At 65.7% G+C, this 19,230-nt stretch carries 20 protein-coding genes and 1 riboswitch; of the genes, 13 read left to right on the top strand and 7 right to left on the bottom strand.

Translation table 11 applies throughout. From position 1 onward, the window contains the following. Positions 1–79: 79 nt before the first annotated feature. A complete protein-coding gene (ahcY, locus tag N5C28_RS08690) occupies positions 80–1,468 on the bottom strand; it encodes an adenosylhomocysteinase (RefSeq protein ID WP_279821660.1) in 1,389 nt (462 codons plus the stop codon). Positions 1,469–1,491: 23 nt separating this feature from the next. After that, positions 1,492–1,643, bottom strand: a riboswitch (S-adenosyl-L-homocysteine riboswitch). 159 nt (positions 1,644–1,802) lie between these two features. Between ahcY and N5C28_RS08695 the strand changes: the two genes are divergently transcribed. The 3 genes from N5C28_RS08695 to N5C28_RS08705 all read left to right on the top strand — a co-directional run bounded on the left by N5C28_RS08695 (position 1,803) and on the right by N5C28_RS08705 (position 4,531). Next, complete coding sequence (locus tag N5C28_RS08695; RefSeq protein ID WP_279821662.1) at positions 1,803–2,189, top strand: MAPEG family protein; 387 nt, start codon at positions 1,803–1,805, stop codon at positions 2,187–2,189. Between the two features lie 192 nt (positions 2,190–2,381). Then, a complete protein-coding gene (locus tag N5C28_RS08700) occupies positions 2,382–3,971 on the top strand; it encodes a methyl-accepting chemotaxis protein (RefSeq protein ID WP_279821663.1) in 1,590 nt (529 codons plus the stop codon). Between the two features lie 110 nt (positions 3,972–4,081). After that, a complete protein-coding gene (locus N5C28_RS08705) occupies positions 4,082–4,531 on the top strand; it encodes a cytochrome c (protein WP_279821664.1) in 450 nt (149 codons plus the stop codon). A 9-nt stretch (positions 4,532–4,540) separates the two neighbouring features. Here N5C28_RS08705 and N5C28_RS08710 read toward each other — a convergent pair whose 3' ends face one another. From N5C28_RS08710 to N5C28_RS08725, 4 genes are all read right to left on the bottom strand, one after another. Then, complete coding sequence (locus tag N5C28_RS08710) at positions 4,541–4,930, bottom strand: DUF1090 domain-containing protein (protein ID WP_279821665.1); 390 nt, start codon at positions 4,928–4,930, stop codon at positions 4,541–4,543. Positions 4,931–4,975: 45 nt separating this feature from the next. Continuing rightward, complete coding sequence (gene ligB, locus N5C28_RS08715; RefSeq protein WP_279821666.1) at positions 4,976–6,670, bottom strand: NAD-dependent DNA ligase LigB; 1,695 nt, start codon at positions 6,668–6,670, stop codon at positions 4,976–4,978. Between the two features lie 107 nt (positions 6,671–6,777). Beyond that, entirely contained in the window at positions 6,778–7,968 is a 1,191-nt protein-coding gene (metK, locus tag N5C28_RS08720; protein ID WP_279821667.1) for a methionine adenosyltransferase, read from the bottom strand. Next, on the bottom strand, positions 7,969–9,000 hold the full coding sequence (locus N5C28_RS08725) for a metalloregulator ArsR/SmtB family transcription factor (RefSeq protein ID WP_279821668.1): 1,032 nt from the start codon (positions 8,998–9,000) through the stop codon (positions 7,969–7,971). Positions 9,001–9,223: 223 nt separating this feature from the next. Here N5C28_RS08725 and tkt point away from each other — a divergent pair, with 223 nt between their 5' ends. The 7 genes from tkt (at position 9,224) to N5C28_RS08760 (ending at position 15,913) form a co-directional block, all read left to right on the top strand. After that, positions 9,224–11,221: a transketolase gene (gene tkt, locus N5C28_RS08730; RefSeq protein WP_279821669.1), complete on the top strand. Its 1,998-nt coding sequence runs from the start codon at positions 9,224–9,226 to the stop codon at positions 11,219–11,221. A 103-nt stretch (positions 11,222–11,324) separates the two neighbouring features. Beyond that, complete coding sequence (gene epd, locus N5C28_RS08735) at positions 11,325–12,386, top strand: erythrose-4-phosphate dehydrogenase (RefSeq protein WP_279821671.1); 1,062 nt, start codon at positions 11,325–11,327, stop codon at positions 12,384–12,386. A 4-nt stretch (positions 12,387–12,390) separates the two neighbouring features. Beyond that, complete coding sequence (locus N5C28_RS08740) at positions 12,391–13,551, top strand: phosphoglycerate kinase (protein WP_279821672.1); 1,161 nt, start codon at positions 12,391–12,393, stop codon at positions 13,549–13,551. 90 nt (positions 13,552–13,641) lie between these two features. Then, positions 13,642–13,833, top strand: coding sequence for a hypothetical protein (locus N5C28_RS08745; RefSeq protein ID WP_279821673.1), 192 nt, complete (start codon positions 13,642–13,644; stop codon positions 13,831–13,833). Between the two features lie 41 nt (positions 13,834–13,874). Next, complete coding sequence (locus N5C28_RS08750; protein WP_279821674.1) at positions 13,875–14,192, top strand: MliC family protein; 318 nt, start codon at positions 13,875–13,877, stop codon at positions 14,190–14,192. A gap of 164 nt (positions 14,193–14,356) precedes the next feature. Beyond that, the gene (fba, locus tag N5C28_RS08755) at positions 14,357–15,421 is read left to right on the top strand and encodes a class II fructose-bisphosphate aldolase (protein WP_279821675.1); all 1,065 of its coding nucleotides are present in this window, start codon (positions 14,357–14,359) and stop codon (positions 15,419–15,421) included. Between the two features lie 54 nt (positions 15,422–15,475). Continuing rightward, positions 15,476–15,913 (top strand): hypothetical protein, encoded by a 438-nt coding sequence (locus N5C28_RS08760; RefSeq protein ID WP_279821677.1) that lies wholly within the window; start codon positions 15,476–15,478, stop codon positions 15,911–15,913. Here the strand turns inward: N5C28_RS08760 and N5C28_RS08765 are convergent. Beyond that, complete coding sequence (locus N5C28_RS08765) at positions 15,910–16,503, bottom strand: hypothetical protein (RefSeq protein ID WP_279821678.1); 594 nt, start codon at positions 16,501–16,503, stop codon at positions 15,910–15,912. The two genes, N5C28_RS08760 and N5C28_RS08765, sit on opposite strands and share 4 nt — an antisense overlap. Before the next feature lie 235 nt (positions 16,504–16,738). On the opposite strand from N5C28_RS08765, the gene N5C28_RS08770 reads away from it, so the two are divergent. From N5C28_RS08770 to N5C28_RS08780, 3 genes are all read left to right on the top strand, one after another. Continuing rightward, positions 16,739–17,188, top strand: coding sequence for a hypothetical protein (locus N5C28_RS08770; protein ID WP_279821679.1), 450 nt, complete (start codon positions 16,739–16,741; stop codon positions 17,186–17,188). Positions 17,189–17,225: 37 nt separating this feature from the next. Beyond that, positions 17,226–18,326, top strand: a complete 1,101-nt coding sequence (locus N5C28_RS08775; protein WP_279821680.1) for a PQQ-dependent sugar dehydrogenase — start codon at positions 17,226–17,228, stop codon at positions 18,324–18,326. 61 nt (positions 18,327–18,387) lie between these two features. Then, positions 18,388–18,888 carry a M48 family metallopeptidase gene (locus N5C28_RS08780; RefSeq protein WP_279821681.1) on the top strand — a complete coding sequence of 167 codons (501 nt, stop codon included), beginning with the start codon at positions 18,388–18,390 and terminating at the stop codon, positions 18,886–18,888. A 4-nt stretch (positions 18,889–18,892) separates the two neighbouring features. Here the strand turns inward: N5C28_RS08780 and N5C28_RS08785 are convergent, their stop codons facing one another. Further along, positions 18,893–19,126: a DUF2789 domain-containing protein gene (locus N5C28_RS08785; protein WP_279821682.1), complete on the bottom strand. Its 234-nt coding sequence runs from the start codon at positions 19,124–19,126 to the stop codon at positions 18,893–18,895. Positions 19,127–19,230 lie beyond the last annotated feature (104 nt).

Raw genomic sequence — 19,230 nt, forward strand, 5'->3', positions numbered from 1 at the left:
CGTGGGGCGGGCCAGCCAAGGGCCGACCCGCCGTGAATCCCGACGGGTCGACCGGGGTGCGGTCAACCCGTCCTGCGCATCAGTAGCGGTAGGTGTCCGGCTTGAACGGGCCTTCCACGGTCACGCCGATGTAGTCGGCCTGCTGCTTGGTCAGCTGGGTGACCACGCCGCCGAAGCCCTTGACCATTTCCAGCGCGACTTCTTCGTCGAGCTTCTTCGGCAGCACTTCCACGGTCAGGCGCTCGGCTTTCTTCTCGGCGGAGAGGTCAGCGAACTTCTGCTCGAACAGGAAGATCTGCGCCAGCACCTGGTTGGCGAAGGAGCCGTCCATGATGCGGCTCGGGTGGCCAGTGGCGTTGCCCAGGTTCACCAGGCGGCCTTCGGCCAGCAGGATCAGGTAGTCGTCGTTGGTCGGGTCGAAGGCGCCCGCGCCGGTGCGGTGGATCTTGTGCACCTGCGGCTTGACCTCTTCCCACGCCCAGTTCTTGCGCATGAAAGCGGTGTCGATCTCGTTGTCGAAGTGACCGATATTGCACACCACGGCGCGCTTCTTCAGGGCCTTGAGCATGCCGGCGTCGCAGACATTGACGTTACCGGTGGTGGTGACGATCAGGTCGATCTTGCCCAGCAGGGCGCCGTCGACGCTGGCTTCGGTGCCGTCGTTGAGGCCGTTCTTGTACGGGGAGACCAGCTCGAAGCCGTCCATGCAGGCCTGCATGGCGCAAATCGGGTCGACTTCGGACACCTTGACGATCATGCCTTCCTGACGCAGCGACTGGGCCGAGCCCTTGCCCACGTCACCGTAGCCGATGACCAGCGCCTGCTTGCCCGACAGCAGGTGGTCGGTGCCGCGCTTGATGGCGTCGTTCAGGCTGTGACGGCAGCCGTACTTGTTGTCGTTCTTGCTCTTGGTGACCGCGTCGTTGACGTTGATCGCCGGGACTTTCAGGGTGCCGGCCTTGAGCATGTCGAGCAGGCGGTGCACACCGGTGGTGGTTTCTTCGGTGACACCGTGGATGCGGTCGAGCATCTGCGGGTATTTCTTGTGCAGGATCTCGGTCAGGTCACCGCCGTCGTCCAGCACCATGTTGGCGTCCCACGGCTGGCCGTCCTTGAGGATGGTCTGCTCGATGCACCACTCGTACTCTTCTTCGGTCTCGCCCTTCCAGGCGAACACCGGGATGCCGGCAGCGGCGATGGCAGCGGCGGCCTGGTCCTGGGTGGAGAAGATGTTGCACGACGACCAGCGCACTTCGGCGCCCAGGGCGGTCAGCGTCTCGATCAGGACGCCGGTCTGGATGGTCATGTGGATGCAGCCGAGGATCTTCGCGCCTTTCAGCGGCTGGCTGGCGGCGTATTTGCGGCGCAGGCCCATCAGTGCCGGCATCTCGGATTCGGCGATGATCAGCTCTTTGCGGCCCCAATCGGCCAGGGAAATGTCGGCGACTTTGAAATCATTGAAAGCCATGCAATAGCACTCCATTCGTTGTCTGCGAATGGGCGCCGTTGATGCGTATGGTTAACGCCCCATCCGAGCCTGACAGTCTGGAGGGCTGATTCGAATCTGCCTCGGAGCATTGCTGGAATGCGGAGCTGGGGATTCGAAACAGATCTTTCAGGCTGCTGCAGCGCCCCTCGGACAGGTGGCGGGAGCGACCGAGGCGGAGCCGGTCGCGTTGAAGCCGGGCGATTATAGCCGCGCCTCGGCGCGAGCCCAAGGTTTTCCGTCGCTCCACACAGGCTAATTGTGCGCTGTGACCGAACGGCTACAGTGTTGTTTTCTCCCCTGAATGGAATCTGTCATGACCCTCGCATACTGGTGCGTACTGATTGCCCTCTTCCTGCCCTACGTCGCCACGGTGGTGACCAAGGCCCTCAGCGGTGGCTTCGCGCCCCGGCACAATCACCACCCGCGCGCCTTCCTGGCCACTCTGGAGGGGCGCGCCGCACGGGCCAACAGCGCCCAGCTCAATGGCTTCGAAACCTCGCCGGCCTTAGCAGTGGCGGTGATCATCGCCCACCTGGCCGGTGGTGCGGCGCAGTCCACCCTGGATGCGCTGGCCGTGGCGTTCATCGTCAGCCGGGTGCTCTATCTGATCTGTTACGTGGCGGACTGGGCGCCATTGCGTTCGCTGGTGTGGTTCGTCGGCATGGGCCTGATCGTCAGCCTGTTCGTCGTGGCGGCCTGACGGCAATCCTCTTCTTGCACCAAAAGTGTGCGACGGAATGCCCGTCACGGTGCAAGACGGTCGCTATCCGCGGGATCATTGAGCGAGATCAAGGCGATCGTGGGCCACGGCCTGCGATGCTGGCGGCTGGCCATATTCTTGCTTCGCCCAGGTCATGGGCGGTCTTTTGGCCGTCATGCCGAGGAGCTTCCCATGCCTGTCACGTCCCTGTTCGATTCGCTGCTGCGCACCCTTGGTCTGCGTACGCTGAACCACCAGTTCCTGTTTTCCTATGCGCTGATGTTCCTCCTGGCGGTGGTTGCGTCGGTGGCCCTGTACCTGAGCATGTCGGTGTCGCCGGAAACCATCAACGTGGCCGGTGCCCAGCGCATGCTCAGCCAGAAGATGACCAAGGAGGCGCTGCTGCTGCGCAACCAGGCGGTGCCGCGCGCCACGCTCGACGCCACCATCGCCCAGTTCGACCAGGCCCACCGTGACCTGCTGTCCGGCAATCCTGCGCGCAATATCAGCACCCTGGAAACACCGGCCATCCAGGCGCAAATGGCAACGGTGGGGCAGCTGTGGCAGGGCTTCCGGGCGCAGCTGGAGGCCATCGCCGGAGGTACCGCCGAGGTCGACCTGGCACAGCTGGAGCAGCAGTCGACCACCCTGTTGCGCGAGATGAACAAGGCCGTGGGCATGATGAGTGCCCACGCGGAAAGCCAGCAGCGCACCCAGATGTGGCTGGCCTTCGGTTGCGTGTTGGGCATCCTGATCCTGGTGGTGCTGGGGCGCCAGTTCGGCCTGGGACCGCTGATGGCCAACCTGCGGGCGGTGGAGGGGGCGCTGACCCGGGTCGGCGAGGGCGATTTCACCCAGGGCCTGTCGGGGCAGCACCAGGACAACGAGATCGGTCGCATCTTCAACGGCTACAACCGCATGCAGCAGCAGGTGCGTGTTCTGCTGGCCGAGGTCAAGGACACCGGGGCACGGACCGGCCGGCACGTCGAGTCTGTGGTGGGCGCAGCTCAGGCCGCCGGGGGCGGCGTGCGGCGCCAGCACGAAGACCTGGATCAGGTGGCTACGGCAATGAATGAAATGACCGCCACCGTCGCCGAGGTGGCGCGCCACGCGGCCCATGCGGCGGACTCGGCGCGGGGCGCGGATCGCTTCGTGCAGGCCGGGCAGGGTGCGGTGCAGCGCAGTGCCGAGCTGGTGGCGGCGCTGTCGGAACAACTGCGGCGCAGCGGTGACCAGGTGCAGCGCCTGGAGCAGGAAACCGCCGGGGTAGGCAAGGTGCTGGAGGTCATCACCGGCATTGCCGAGCAGACCAACCTGCTGGCGCTCAATGCCGCCATCGAGGCGGCTCGGGCGGGCGAGGCGGGGCGCGGGTTCGCCGTGGTGGCGGACGAAGTGCGCACCCTGGCCAGCCGCACCCAGCAATCGACCGGCGAGATCCAGGCGATCATCCAGCGTCTGCAGGGCGGTGCCCGGGATGCGGTATCTGCCATGCAGCAGAGCGAATCGCTGGCGCGGGACAACCTGGCCAACATCCAGGAAGCCACCACCGTGCTGGACAACATAGTCGGCGCGGTGGACGACATCAATGCCCTGAACGCACAGATCGCCACGGCGGCTGAGGAGCAGAGCCAGGTCGCCCAGGACATCGATCAGCGTGTCACCCACATCTCCACCCTGGCCGAGCAGACCCACGACGATGCCGAGCGGGTCATGGAGGCCAGCGCGCAGATCCAGGGCGAAGTGGTGCAACTCAACCAGCACCTGGGGCGTTTCCGCACCTGAGGCAGAGGCGCCCGAAGGGGCGCAGAAACCTTTACTGATGATCTGCGCTTGGCCTCACGGGGCTGAGTGGGGATACTGGCGGCCTTTTTTACGTGCCTGCCCCGAGACCGATGAAAGCCAGAAACCTTGTCCTCGCCGCATTCGCCTGCCTGACCCTTGCCGCCTGTGGCGGTGTCGATCCCGACTCTCCGATGGGGCAGCGTCAGGCGATTTTCAAACAGATGCTCAAGACCAGCGAAGACCTGGGCGGCATGCTGCGTGGCCGTGTGCCGTTCAACGAGCAGCGCTTCGTGGAGGGCGCCGCCGAGCTGGACCGGATTTCACGCACGCCGTGGCAGCACTTCCCGCAGGTCAAGGACGAGGGCGATACCCGCGCCAAGGATGAGGTGTGGCAGCGCCAGGCGCGCTTCCAGGAACTGGCTCGTGAAACCGAGGCGGCCACCGCCGCGCTGGTTGCCGCGACCACCGCCACGCCGCTGAACAGCACAGAACTGGTGGCACCCATGCAGCGGGTCGAAGACAGCTGCAAGGCGTGCCACGAGGAATTCCGCGCCTACTGACCGCCAGGTTCAGCGATTGAGCTGAGCCTCGGCGCTCTTCAGTTCTTCACGCGCTTCGGCCAGCTTGGCCTGGCGCGTGGCGATCTTCTCCGCATCGCCTTTGGCCTGGGCTTCCTTCAGGTCATTTTCCCGCTCCAGGACCTCAGCCTGGGCTTCGCGCACATCGGCTTCCCGCTCCTGGCGCAGGGATTCGTCGGTGCAGTTCGCCTTGACCTCGGCCAGGGCTTTTTCCAGGCCATCCACGCGATGGCTGTTGCCCTGGGCCTTGGCTTCCTGGATCTGCCGCTCGATGGACTGTTGCTTGCCCGCACAGCCGGTTTTCATGTCGCCGGCCAGTGCCACAGGGGCGGCCAGGGCGCTGGCGAGCAGCGCGGCAAGCAGGGGGCTGGTGTATCGCATCACGAGATTCCTTCTGGTGTCGGTTACAGGCGAGGAGTGTAGCCCTTAGGGCCTGTCTGCAGCGGGGCCGCTATCTAGGAGTCCGGCCAGGCGCAAGCGTTCCGCTAGCGTCTGCACCTCGGGGTGCTGGAAGAACGCCTGCAACTGCCGGGCGCGGTGCGGACCGACCCCCGGTTCGCGCTGCCAATCGGCCAGGCCGCGTTGCGCCAGTTCGTGCCAGGGCTGGTCGAGCGCCGCATCACCGCTGGGCGGCAGGCCGAGGGCCAGCAGCCAGGCGCGCTGCGGGCGCGTGTGCGCCAGCTCGAGGCTGCGCATCAGGTTGGCGGCGCTGCGCTCGCCGAACCCTGGCAGCTCGCGTACCTGCGCCTCGGACAGGCTCATCCAGTCGAGCAGGCCGTCGATCGCGCCTGCGTCCAGCAACTTGCTCCATGTACCCGGGCCGACGCCGGGCAGTGCCAGGCCGCCCGGGCCGCTGAGCCAGGTCAGGCGTGCGTGAAACTGGCGGGCGCAGGTGGGCGTGGCTCGCCAGCAGCTCAGCGGGTGGTGGTGCTCGGCTTGCGGTACGGCCAGTGGCGCGCGTTCCCGGGTTTGCCAGACCACGCTGTCCAGCCGGGGGATGGTGAGCCCGGCCAGCTGCACCGCCACTTGGTCGCCGGGGCGGATGTCCAGGCGCTGCCAGCGCTTGAGCGAACCGACGCTGACGTACTCGACCGTGCGGTCGTCGAGGCGAACCGGGTGCAGGCGCAGCACCGGGGTGATGCGGCCGTGGCGACCGATGCGGAAATCCACCGCCTGCACCGCGGCCAGGGCCTGGCTGGCCGGGTATTTCCAGGCCATGGCCCAATGCGGCGGCTCGGCCTGCCAGCGGTTGGCGTCGGGGCGCGTACCCTGGCGCAGCACCACGCCGTCGCTGGCGAACGGCAGCGGGGTGCGGTACCAGTGCTGGCGCCAGCGTTCGGCCTGCTCGGTCGTTTCGATCGGGTGGGTGAGCTGGCGGCTGTCGGCGAAGCCCAGCTGTTCCAGCTGCTGCAGGCGGGTCGGCATGTCGCCCGGGCCATTCGGCCAGTCCCAGACGAACAGGCCGATACCGGCCGCATCGCTGTCATCCAGCTGATGCCGGGCCAGCAAACCCGCCACGGTGCTGCGTGCGCCGACACTGCCGGAGGTGGCCTGCACGTGGGCCGCGAGGCGCCAGTACAGCTCGCCCTGCAGGACCATCGGTTGCGTGGTCGCCAGGGTCTGGGGAATGGCAGCGATGCGTCGTGCCTGGGCGGTCCAGTCCTGGCCGTGGCGGCCGTCCCCGCGGCTGATCAGCCGATCCAGATGCCCGTCGCGATAGACCAGGGTCACCGCCACCCCATCCACCTTGGGTTGTATCCACAGGTCGTCGCGGGTGGCGATCCAGCGCTGGACCGCGTGTTTGTCGGCCAGCTTGCGCAGCCCGGTCTGGGCGACGGGGTGTTGGGTCTTTCCCGTGCTGCCGGCCAGCGGGTCCGGGATGGCTGGTGCGGCATGGGTGGGGAAGCAGGCGTGCCAGCCGCCCAGGCGCTCCCGGGCCTGGTCATACAGCTCATCGGCGATCAGCGAGACGCCCTGGCGGTGGTAGGCGTCGTCCCAGAGGGCGATCTGTCGGGAGAGGCTGGCGATTTCATCCGAGGCGCGCTCGGGTGGCCAGTCGGGGCAGGCGGCCCAGGTGGGCAGGGAACAGGCAAACAGGAACAGCGTAGTCCAGCGTTTCATCGAGAGCGTCCTTGCTCAGGTCATGATGCCCAGAGCCTAGCCGCTTTTTCGTCGTGCAACGAAAAAGCCCCGCCGGATGGCGGGGCTTCTCGTGTCGCTGCCGGGTGTTACAGGCCGGCGGCGGCGCGCAGGGCGTCGACCTTGTCGGTCTTTTCCCAGGTGAAGGTGCTGAAGGTGTCGTCGCCCACGGTCTTCTGCTCCGGGGTGCGGCCGAAGTGGCCGTAGGCCGCGGTGGCCTGGTACATCGGGTGCAGCAGGTCGAGCATCTTGGTGATGGCGTACGGACGCAGGTCGAACACTTCACGCACCAGCTTGATGATCTTGTCTTCGGCAATCTTGTGGGTGCCGAAGGTGTTGATCGAGATGGAGGTCGGCTGGGCCACGCCGATGGCGTAGGACACCTGGATCTCGCAGCGATCGGCCAGGCCGGCGGCCACGATGTTCTTGGCCACGTAACGACCGGCGTAGGCGGCCGAACGGTCGACCTTGGATGGGTCCTTGCCGGAGAACGCGCCACCGCCGTGACGGGCCATGCCGCCGTAGCTGTCGACGATGATCTTGCGACCGGTCAGGCCGCAGTCGCCCACCGGGCCGCCGATCACGAAGTTGCCGGTCGGGTTGATGTGGAACTGGGTGTCCTTGTGCAGCAGTTCGGCCGGCAGCGCGTGCTTGATGATCAGCTCCATCACGCCTTCACGCAGGTCGCTCAGCGAAACTTCCGGGTTGTGCTGGGTGGAGAGCACCACGGCGTCGATGCCGACGACCTTGCCGTTCTCGTACTGGCAGGTGACCTGGGACTTGGCGTCCGGGCGCAGCCAGGTCAGCAGACCGGACTTGCGGGCTTCGGCCTGGCGCTCGACCAGGGCGTGGGAGAAGCGGATCGGGGCCGGCATCAGCACGTCGGTTTCGTTGCTGGCGTAGCCGAACATCAGGCCCTGGTCGCCAGCGCCCTGGTCTTCCGGCTTGGCGCGGTCGACACCCTGGTTGATGTCCGGGGACTGCTTGCCAATGATGTTCATCACGCCGCAGGTGGCGCCGTCGAAGCCGACGTCGGAGCTGGTGTAGCCGATGTCGCAGATCACGTCACGGACGATCTGCTCCAGGTCGACCCAGGCGCTGGTGGTGACTTCGCCGGCGACGATGGCCACACCGGTCTTGACCAGGGTTTCCACGGCCACGCGGGCGTGTTTGTCCTGGGCGATGATGGCGTCCAGCACCGCGTCGGAGATCTGGTCGGCGATCTTGTCCGGATGGCCTTCGGAGACGGATTCGGAAGTGAAGAGAGAATATTCGCTCATCTATCGGTTTTCCTGTTTTACCGGTGAGAGAGAGTGGCTGGTAGGCCGTTCGTGTTCATCTGGTTTGGCGAAGTGCCGCACCTGAATCTGGAAACCATTGCGCAGGCCCACGTACTGGCTTTCGCCACTCGTCAGGCCGGCTGCGACCGCCCAGCGGGCCAGGTCGTCCTGCTCGAAGCCCAGCCAGAGGTCGCCGCAGGCCTGGCGGGCCCAGCTCTGGTTGTGGCTGCACAACTCGGTGATGATCAGGTGGCCGCCGGGCGCGAGCCGCTGGGCCAGGTGTTTCAGGGCCTCGGCCGGGGCGGCGAAATGGTGCAGGACCATGTTCAGCACCACGCAGTCGGCAGCCGGGCAGGTGTCGGTGAGGGCATCGGCCAGGCGCAGCTCGACGTTGTCCAGACCGGCCTGCTGGCAGCGCAGGCGCGCCAGCTCCAGCATTGCCGGGCTGTTGTCCAGGGCGATGACCTGGTGGAAGCGGCGCGCCAGGTCGGGCAGGAAGCTGCCGTCCCCCGGGCCGATTTCCAGGGCGGTGACCTGTGGGGCAATGCCCAGGGCGTCGAGTAGGGCCAGCACGCTGTCGCGGTACTGCGGCAGGCCGGCGATCAGGTCCTGCTGGGCCTGGAAGCTGGCGGCGCTGCGGGCGAAGAAATCCTGGCTGGTGGCGGCGCGTTGCTGGTGCACGGTGGCGATGCGCAGTTGCACGTCGGCCGGCAGCGGCAGTCCGTCCACCTCATCGAGCAGAGCGGCGTGCAGGGTACCGCCGAGCTGATCGCCCTGGGCCAGCGCGCGACGGTAGAAGATCGCGTTGCCTTCGCGGCGGGTGGCCACCAGGCCGGCCTGGGCCAGCACCTTGAGGTGGTGGCTCATGCCCGATTGGCCGATGGCGAAGATCTGCGCCAGCTCCAGCACGCCGAACGAATCGTTGGCGAGTGCGCGCAAGACGTTCAGGCGCAACGGATCGCCGCCAGCCTTGCACAGGGCGGCCAGGTCATCGGCGGGCTCGAAACGCAGCTGAGGTACACGCATGTTCATAGGGGGCGCAGTCTAGTCGGTCAAATTTCATACAGCAATACCAATATCAAAAAGTTTTGATATTGGTTGTGGGGCGGCCTGCGGCGGGAAAAGCCGGCGATTCGGCGATAAATCGTTGCGTCTGCGACCATCTGTCATTGCCCCCGCGTGCTCGGCTGGGCGAAAATGGCCGCCTTTTTTCGATCCGCTGTCTTGATCAAGCAGCCCCGCAGGAGATTCACCGATGCCCAGCCGTCGCGAGCGAGCCAATGCCATTCGTGCCCTCAGCATGGATGCCGTGCAGAAAGCCAACAGCGGCCACCCGGGTGCCCCGATGGGCATGGCCGATATCGCCGAAGTGCTGTGGCGCGACTACCTCAAGCACAACCCGAGCAACCCGACCTTCGCGGACCGTGACCGCTTCGTGCTGTCCAACGGCCACGGCTCGATGCTGATCTACTCGCTGCTGCACCTGACCGGCTACGACCTGGGTATCGAAGACCTCAAGCAGTTCCGTCAACTGCACAGCCGCACCCCGGGCCACCCGGAATACGGCTACACCCCGGGCGTGGAGACCACCACCGGCCCGCTCGGCCAGGGCATCGCCAATGCCGTGGGCTTCGCCATCGCTGAAAAGGTGCTGGGCGCGCAGTTCAACCGCGACGGCCACAGCATCGTCGATCACTACACCTACGCCTTCCTGGGCGACGGCTGCATGATGGAAGGCATCAGCCATGAAGTCTGCTCGTTGGCCGGCACCCTGGGCCTGGGCAAGCTGATCGCGTTCTACGATGACAACGGCATCTCCATCGACGGCGAAGTCGAAGGCTGGTTCACCGATGACACGCCGAAGCGCTTCGAGTCCTACGGCTGGCAGGTGATCCGCAACGTCGACGGCCATGACGCCGAAGAAATCAAGATCGCCATCGAGACCGCACGCAAGAGCGAGCAGCCGACCCTGATCTGCTGCAAGACCACCATCGGTTTCGGTTCGCCCAACAAACAGGGCAAGGAAGAGTGCCACGGCGCGCCGCTGGGCAACGACGAGATCGCCCTGACCCGCGCCACCCTGGGCTGGAACCACGGTCCATTCGAAATCCCGGCCGACATCTACGCCGAGTGGGATGCCAAGGAAGCGGGCGCAGCTGCCGAGGCCGAGTGGAACCAGCGTTTCGACGCCTACGCCGCCGCCCACCCGGAGCTGGCCGCCGAGTTCAAACGCCGTATCGCGGGCGAGCTGCCGGCCGATTTCGCCGAGAAAGCCGCTGCCTACATCAAGGACGTGGCCGAGAAGGGCGAGACCATCGCCAGCCGCAAGGCCAGCCAGAACACCCTGAACGCCTTCGGCCCGCTGCTGCCGGAATTCCTCGGTGGTTCGGCCGACCTGGCCGGTTCCAACCTGACCCTGTGGAAAGGCTGCAAGGGCGTGTCGGCGGAGGACGCGTCCGGCAACTACATGTTCTACGGCGTGCGTGAGTTCGGCATGAGCGCGATCATGAACGGCGTGGCCCTGCACGGTGGTTTCGTGCCGTACGGCGCGACCTTCCTGATCTTCATGGAATACGCCCGCAACGCGGTGCGCATGTCGGCGCTGATGAAAAAACGCGTGCTGTACGTGTTCACCCACGACTCCATCGGTCTGGGCGAAGACGGCCCGACCCACCAGCCGATCGAGCAGCTGGCCAGCCTGCGTGGCACGCCGAACCTCGACACCTGGCGCCCGTGCGACGCCGTCGAATCCGCCGTGGCCTGGAAACACGCCATCGAGCGCAACGACGGCCCGAGCGCGCTGATCTTCAGCCGCCAGAACCTGCCGCACCAGGCGCGTGAAGCCCAGCAGGTGGCCGACATTGCCCGCGGTGCCTATGTGCTGAAGGACTGCGCCGGCGAGCCCGAGCTGATCCTGATCGCCACCGGTTCCGAAGTCGGCCTGGCGGTCTCTGCCTACGACAAACTGACCGCTGCCGGCCGCAAGGTGCGCGTGGTGTCGATGCCGTCGACCAGCGTCTTCGACCAGCAGGACGCCGGCTACAAGCAGGCCGTTCTGCCGCTGCAGGTCGGTGCGCGTATTGCCATTGAAGCCTCGCACGTCGACTACTGGTACAAGTACGTGGGCCTGGAAGGTCGCGTCATCGGCATGTCCACCTTCGGTGAATCCGCCCCGGCGCCGGCCCTGTTCGAACACTTCGGCATCACCGTCGACAACGTCGTCGCCACCGCCGAAGAACTGCTCGACGCCTGACCCCGGTCGCTGTCACCGGGGAAACGAGCCTGCACCCGCACCGGGTGCAGGCTCGGGCTGCGTACCTCGAGTCTCCCGTGATCGTTTCCTGCCGAGATCGCCTATGTCCCACCGCCCCTATCGCGTCGCCCTGAACGGTTATGGCCGCATCGGCCGCTGCGTGCTGCGCGCGCTGCACGAGCGCGGGGCCGGGGCAGCGCTGGAAATCGTCGCGCTCAACGACTTGGCCGACCAGGCCAGCATCGAATACCTGACGCGCTTCGACTCCACCCACGGGCGGTTCCCGGGCGAGGTGCGGGTCGAGGGCGACTGCCTGCACATCAACGGCGACTGCGTGAAGGTGCTGCGCCAGGCCACGCCGGAAGGGATCGACTGGGCCGCGCTGGACATCGACCTGCTGCTGGAATGCTCTGGCCAGTACACCACCCGTGACGACGCGCAGCGTTTCATCGATGCCGGCGTGCCGCGCGTGCTGCTGTCGCAGCCGATGGCCAGCGAGGCGGACGTTGACGCCACCGTAGTGTTCGGCGTCAACCAGCAGAGCCTGACCGGCGGCGAGCGCATCGTGTCCAACGCCTCCTGCACCACCAACTGTGGCGTGCCGCTGTTGAAGCTGCTCGACGAGGCCGTGGGGCTGGAGTACGTGTCCATCACCACCATCCACTCGGCGATGAATGACCAGCCGGTGATCGACGCCTACCACCACGAAGACCTGCGCCGTACGCGCTCGGCCTTCCAGTCAGTGATTCCGGTGTCCACCGGCCTTGCGCGCGGCATCGAGCGTCTGTTGCCGGAACTTGCCGGGCGAATCCAGGCCAAAGCCATTCGGGTGCCGACGGTCAACGTGTCCTGCCTGGATATCACCTTGCAGACCGCCCGCGACACCAGTGCCACCGAGATCAACCGCGTGCTGCGCGAGGCGGCCGAGAGCGGCCCGCTCAAAGGGCTGCTGGCCTACACCGAGTTGCCGCACGCCAGTTGCGATTTCAACCACGATCCGCACTCGGCGATCGTCGACGGCAGCCAGACCCGTGTGTCCGGCCCGCGCCTGGTCAACCTGCTGACCTGGTTCGACAACGAGTGGGGCTTCGCCAACCGCATGCTCGACGTGGCCGAACACTTTCTTGCTGTATCCACTGTTCAACCAGTTTCCGCGAAGGACTGATTTCATGACCGTTCTGAAAATGACTGACCTCGACCTCCAGGGTAAGCGCGTACTGATTCGCGAAGACCTCAACGTGCCAGTCAAGGATGGCGTGGTGAAGAGCGATGCGCGCATCCTCGCTTCCCTGCCGACGATCAAACTGGCGCTGGAGAAAGGCGCTGCGGTCATGGTCTGCTCGCACCTCGGGCGCCCGACCGAGGGCGAGTTCTCCGAGGAGAACAGCCTCAAGCCGGTGGCCGACTACCTGAGCAAGGCCCTGGGCCGCGACGTGCCGCTGGTGGCCGACTACCTGGGCGGTATCGAGCTCAAGGCCGGCGACGTGGTGCTGTTCGAGAACGTGCGTTTCAACAAGGGCGAGAAGAAGAATGTCGACGAGCTGGCCCAGCAGTACGCCGCCCTGTGCGACGTCTTCGTGATGGACGCCTTCGGTACTGCCCACCGCGCCGAGGGGTCGACCCACGGCGTGGCCAAGTTCGCCAAGGTGGCCTGCGCCGGCCCGCTGCTGGCAGCCGAGCTGGACGCACTGGGCAAGGCCCTGGGCAACCCGGCCAAACCGATGGCCGCCATCGTCGCCGGCTCCAAGGTGTCGACCAAGCTGGACGTGCTCAACAGCCTCAGCCAGGTCTGCGACCAGTTGATCGTCGGTGGCGGCATCGCCAACACCTTCCTTGCCGCTGCCGGTTTCCCGGTGGGCAAGTCGCTCTACGAAGCCGACCTGGTGGACACCGCCAAGGCCATCGCGGCCAAGGTCAGCGTGCCCCTGCCGGTGGACGTGGTGGTGGCCAAGGCATTTGCCGAAGACGCCGAAGCGACCGTCAAGCTGGTGGCTGACGTGGCCGAGGACGACATGATCCTCGATATCGGCCCGCAGACCGCTGCCCAGTTCGCGGACCTGCTGAAATCGTCGAAGACCATCCTCTGGAACGGTCCGGTCGGTGTGTTCGAATTCGACCAGTTCGGCGAAGGCACCAAGGCCCTGGCCCTGGCGATCGCCGACAGCTCGGCGTTCTCCATCGCTGGCGGTGGCGACACCCTGGCGGCGATCGACAAATACGCGGTGGCCGACCGCATTTCCTACATCTCCACCGGTGGCGGTGCGTTCCTCGAATTCGTGGAAGGCAAGGTACTGCCGGCGGTGGCGATCCTGGAGCAACGCGCTCAGTAAGCGGCTAGGGTGAACGGGACGCGTGCCTGTTCACCTGCCGATGCGATGGGTAAGGGCGCGGGCCTGTTTCAACCACAAGGAGAGACTGCCATGAGAAATGCCGCCATTACTGTGTTGGTGTGTGCCGGGTTGATCGGCTGTTCGTCCGGGCCGTCAGGCGAGCGGGCGTGCGAGGTCTTCAGCCCTGCCGAGATCGATCTGCCGACCACGCAGAACGACCAGCGCATCGACAACCAGAGCACCGGCGACCCGACGCCCACCGGGCGTGAACAGGATTGCTGATCGCCGGTCAGATGCTGCACCACGAGGACAGGAAACCGATGATGAACAGGGTCGTTGCCAGCCTCGTGCTGCTTCTGCTGGCCGGGTGTTCCAGTTCGCAGGTCGAGCGCGACGAGTGGGTGCGCTGGGTCTGCGACAGCCAGGTCGAGGTGCTCTGGCGCCTCGCCGACAGCCGCGGTGAGCAGGTCGATGTACGCCTGGGCGGGGACGATACGGTGTATCGCCTCACGCAGGAGCCAGCCGGTTCGGGTGTGCTGTACAGTGACGGCCGTTTGTCCTTCCACACCAAGGGCGATCAGGGGCTGGTCTACTGGACGGCCAATGACGACCTGATCGGCCGAGGGTGCCAGGCACCCTGACGGCAGGGCAGCGATGCCGTGCCGATGAATGATTGTTGCACCCTTCGCCGGAACGCGAAGCGGCGGAGTGGGGCCACGAGCCTTGCTCCGCAGTACTTGAACAGCACCTGCTCCTGCGGCAGGCTTGCACGATTAATGACCTCCATAGCGGGAGACAGGAAACCATGGCACTTATCAGCATGCGCCAGATGCTCGACCACGCCGCCGAATACGGCTACGGCGTGCCGGCCTTCAACGTCAACAACCTCGAGCAAATGCGCGCCATCATGGAAGCTGCCGACAAGACTGATTCCCCAGTCATCGTCCAGGCTTCCGCCGGTGCCCGCAAATACGCCGGCGCGCCGTTCCTGCGCCACCTGATTCTGGCCGCCATCGAAGAATTCCCGCACATCCCGGTGTGCATGCACCAGGACCACGGCACCAGCCCGGACGTCTGCCAGCGCTCGATCCAGCTGGGCTTCAGCTCGGTGATGATGGACGGCTCGCTGAAAGAGGACGGCAAGACCCCGGCCGACTACGACTACAACGTGCGCGTCACTCAGCAGACCGTTGCCTTCGCCCACGCCTGCGGCGTCTCGGTGGAAGGTGAGCTGGGTTGCCTGGGCAGCCTGGAAACCGGCATGGCTGGTGAAGAAGACGGCGTCGGCGCCGAAGGCGTGCTGGACCACAGCCAACTGCTGACCGATCCGGAAGAAGCGGCCGACTTCGTCAAGCGCACCCAGGTCGATGCCCTGGCCATCGCCATCGGTACCAGCCATGGCGCCTACAAGTTCACCAAGCCGCCAACCGGCGACGTGCTGTCGATCGAACGCATCAAGGAAATCCACAAGCGCATCCCCAACACCCACCTGGTGATGCACGGTTCCTCCTCCGTTCCGCAGGAATGGCTGAAGGTGATCAACGAGTTCGGCGGCGACATCAAGGAAACCTACGGCGTGCCGGTCGAAGAAATCGTCGAAGGAATCAAGCACGGCGTGCGCAAGGTCAACATCGACACCGATCTGCGCCTGGCCTCCACTGGCGCCATCCGCCGCATGATGGCCGAGCACCCGAGCGAGTTCGACCCGCGCAAGTTCTTTGCCCAGACCATCGTCGCCATGCGTGATATCTGCATCGCCCGCTACGAAGCCTTCGGCACCGCCGGCAACGCCTCCAAGATCAAGCCGATCTCTCTGGAAGGCATGTTCCAGCGCTACGCCAAGGGCGAGCTGACCGCCAAGGTCAACTGAGCCTGATGCGTCACCCGGAGCCCCGCCTTTGCGGGGCTCTTTCATTGTGGGAGCATGACAGTGTCGAAGAGCGTCCTGACCCTTCTGGCGTTGCTGCTGCTGAGCGGGTGCGTGCATTCGCCACCGGCCGAGCCCACCGCCCCGGCACCGGTCGTGGTGGTCGATCCGCTGTACTGTGGCAGCCGCGCGGACTGCACGACCAAGGTGTCGCGCACCCTGTTGTTCGTCTTCGACTACGCGGCTGCTGGCGCGCCACTGGTGCAGCGCGAGGGCCGGCTGCTGTTCACGCCGCGCGACGCGGCGCCAAGTGGCTGGCCGGCGATCCGTATCCACCTGGCGGAGCCCGCCGACAGCCGCTTCGAATTCGAGGCGCAGTGCAGGGCGTTGCACTGCCGTCATGACGCGGCGCAGCTGCTGCGGGTCTACCGCAGCTACCTGGCGGGAGCGCCGTGTTCGTTACGCGATGACGAGATCGAGCGCTGTGGCGATTAATCAGTCAGGCAGTACGGCTCGCCGGCATCTACCAGTTGCCCGGGAGCTGCCGAAGCGCTCAGCAGCACCTGTTGGCAGTAGCCACCTTCGACGCTGTATTCGCTGATCAGGTCTGGCTGTCCATCGCGGTCCAGGTCGCCCGCCCAGACCAACTGCCAGGAACCGTTGGGTGGCTCTTCGCCCGGCAGTGTCTGGCTGCGCTCGCCGTTGCTCAGCCGCAGGTGGTACTGCCCTTGCACTTCACCCTGGCATTCCAGTGCATAGTCGTCGGTCTGCAGCAGTGTCTGGACGAATACCTTCGGCTCATGGGCGTCGTTGTAGCAGGTGCTGTTTGTACCAAGCGGTAGTGAAGTGACAGCGCCAGGTCGCAGGCGCGCGTCGACCAAGTTAATGGTGGCATCTGTGACGGTGCTGCGGATCTCCGCAAGTGCACCTAACTCATCGACATAGGATTGCAGTTGGGTTGGTGTCAACTGCCAGTTGTCATCACGTTCTACCAGGGCCATGGCCGCAACGGGCTCGCCTGCAGGCATGCTTTCGGCAGCGGCTTGCAGAGGGAGCAGCAGTAGGGGAAGCAGTAGTCGGTTCATAGCAGTTCTGCTTCTCGCGGTGGAGAGTGGCAATGGGATGTGCAGTGTCTCATTGATACCGCTCCTGTTGGTGATCGCAACGCGAACTCCCATTTTTGAACTTTAGGGGCCTGCCTTGCCCAGCCGCTACCCGCCAGCCCGAAGCGCAGCGTAAAACCCTGTAAAACTACGGCAACCTTGCGTGTGCCGGGCTGAGCCATACTGGCGGTACTGCCGTTCCAGGATCGTGTCATCCATGTCGCTGACTTCCCGCGCCTTGCTGCATTTTCTGTTCGCCGTGCTGCTCGCCACTGCCGTCGGCACCATTGCCCAGACGCAATTCAACCTGGCCGCCATCCAGGCCATCGGCGCGCCGATCCCGCTGGACGTACGCTTGCAAACCACCGCTCTGGACCTACTCGGGTTCAGCCCGACCTTCGGCGCTCTGGTGCTGGTGGGCTTTCTGTTCGCCATCCCGGCGGCAGCCTGGAGCAGCCGTGGGCTGCCGGCCCTGCGCTGGCTGGTGTTTGCCCTGGCCGGCGCCCTGGCCGTGCTGGCGGCGCTGATGCTGGCCAATGCCCTGGCTCCGATGCCGACCCTGATCGGCGCCAACCGCACGCTGTTCGGCACCCTGGCGCTGATGGCCAGCGGTAGCGCCGGTGCGCTGTTCTACACCTGGCTGCGTCGACCAGCCGTTCAGTCGTAATGCCGGTTTCTCCCTGATCAACCAGAAGGTTTTTTCCATGACGAGTGTCGTTCGCGGTCTGCTGGCTGCCTGTGTGCTGGCCAGCCCTTGGGTCCAGGCCATGGATTACCGGGTCGAGACCGTCACCGGGGGGCTCGAGTACCCCTGGGCCATGGCATTCCTGCCGGACGGGCGCATGCTGGTCACCGAGCGTCCGGGGCGCCTGCGCATCGTCGGGGCCGATGGGGCGTTGCAGGCCGAGCCGGTTGGCGGCTTGCCGGAGGGCTTTCATGCGGCCCAGGCCGGGTTGATGGACGTGGTGCTCGACCCCGACTTCGCCAGCAACCAGCAGCTTTACCTGAGCTATGCCTACGGCACGCTGGACGCCAACAACACGCGGCTGTCCCGCGCCCGCCTGGTCGACGGCCAGTTGCAGGACGTGCAGACGCTGTTCAGCGCGCAGCCGGCCAAGGCGGGTGCCTCGCATTACGGCGGGCGCCTGGCATTCCTGGCCGATGGCACCCTGGTCCTGACCCTGGGCGACGCGTTCGATCTGCGCGAAGAGGCGCAGAACCCTGCCAATCACCTGGGCAAGATCGTGCGCCTCAACCGCGATGGCAGCGTGCCCGCGGACAATCCGCTGGTAGGCAAGGCCGGTGCGGCGCCGGAGATCTACAGCCTGGGGCACCGCAACGTACAGGGCATCGCCTATGACGCGCAGAACCGGCGCCTCTACAGCCACGAACACGGCCCCCGCGGCGGTGACGAACTCAACCTGATCGAGCCGGGCAATAATTACGGCTGGCCCCTGGTGTCCTTCGGGGTCGACTACACCGGCGCCCATGTCACGCCTTATACCGAGCTGCCGGGCTACGAGCCGCCGTTGCTGCACTGGACGCCCTCCGTGGCGCCTTCCAGCCTGATGCTCTACCGCGGCCAGCGGTTCCCGCAGTGGGACGGCGACCTGTTCGCCTCGACGCTGGCGGAGAAGAGCGTGCGCCGCATCCGTCTGCAGGACGGCATGCTGGCAGGGGAAGAGGTGTTGTTCGAGGAGCTGGACGAGCGTATTCGCGCGGTCTACGCCGGGCCCGACGGCGCCCTCTATCTGCTGACCGACAACGCCAAGGGGCGCGTACTGCGCGTCGTGCCGACGGAATGATGGGGCTCGGGGCGGTGCGTGCGGCATACTGCGCGCCCTGATCACACGCCACGACCGCACCATGACGCCACTGAAGTACCTGCAGGGCTACCCTGAATCGCTGCAAGCGCAGATCCGTCGCCTGATCGACGAGCAGCGCCTGGGGGATTACCTGGCGCAGCGTTACACCGGCCGGCATGACGTGCAGAGCGACAAGGCCCTGTACGCCTACACCATGGCCCTGAAGCAGGAGCACCTGAAGAGCGCCCCCGGCATCGACAAGGTGCTGTTCGACAACCGCCTGGACCTGACCCACCGTGCGCTAGGGCTGCACACGGCGATCTCCCGGGTCCAGGGCGGACGGCTCAAGGCCAAGAAGGAAATCCGCGTGGCGGCGTTGTTCAAGGACGCGGCGCCGGAGTTCCTGCGCATGATCGTGGTGCACGAGCTGGCGCACCTGAAGGAGGCCGACCACAACAAGGCCTTCTACAACCTGTGCGAATATATGTTGCCCGGCTACCACCAGGTCGAGTTCGACCTGCGCGTCTACCTCACCTGGCGCGAGCTGCCGAAGCAGCCCTGAGCATTCAGCCCCGCAGGCGCACGTTGAGCTGATCGACCACCACGGCCCAGTCCGCGTCTTCGAGGAGTTCCTCGCGCAGCAGCGCCGCCTGCGCCTTGTTCCAGAATGGCGCCTCCGACAGCTTGCAGGTCGGGGCCAGGGGCGAGTGATCGCGGATGAATCGGTCGATGCTGGCCTGGTCGGCGGGCAGGCCCAGTTGCTTGAACAGGGCGGACAGGTCGTGAACCGGATTTTCCATGGCAGGGGTCTCCTCGAGTGGGTGTCTATTAGATGGACTCGCGCCGGGCGAGAACGATCCCTGGATGCAGCATTCGCACGAGGTGCTGCTAGTCTGGATAACAG

It is taken from the genome of Pseudomonas sp. GD03944, assembly GCF_029839275.1.
Taxonomy (GTDB): Bacteria; Pseudomonadota; Gammaproteobacteria; order Pseudomonadales; family Pseudomonadaceae; genus Aquipseudomonas.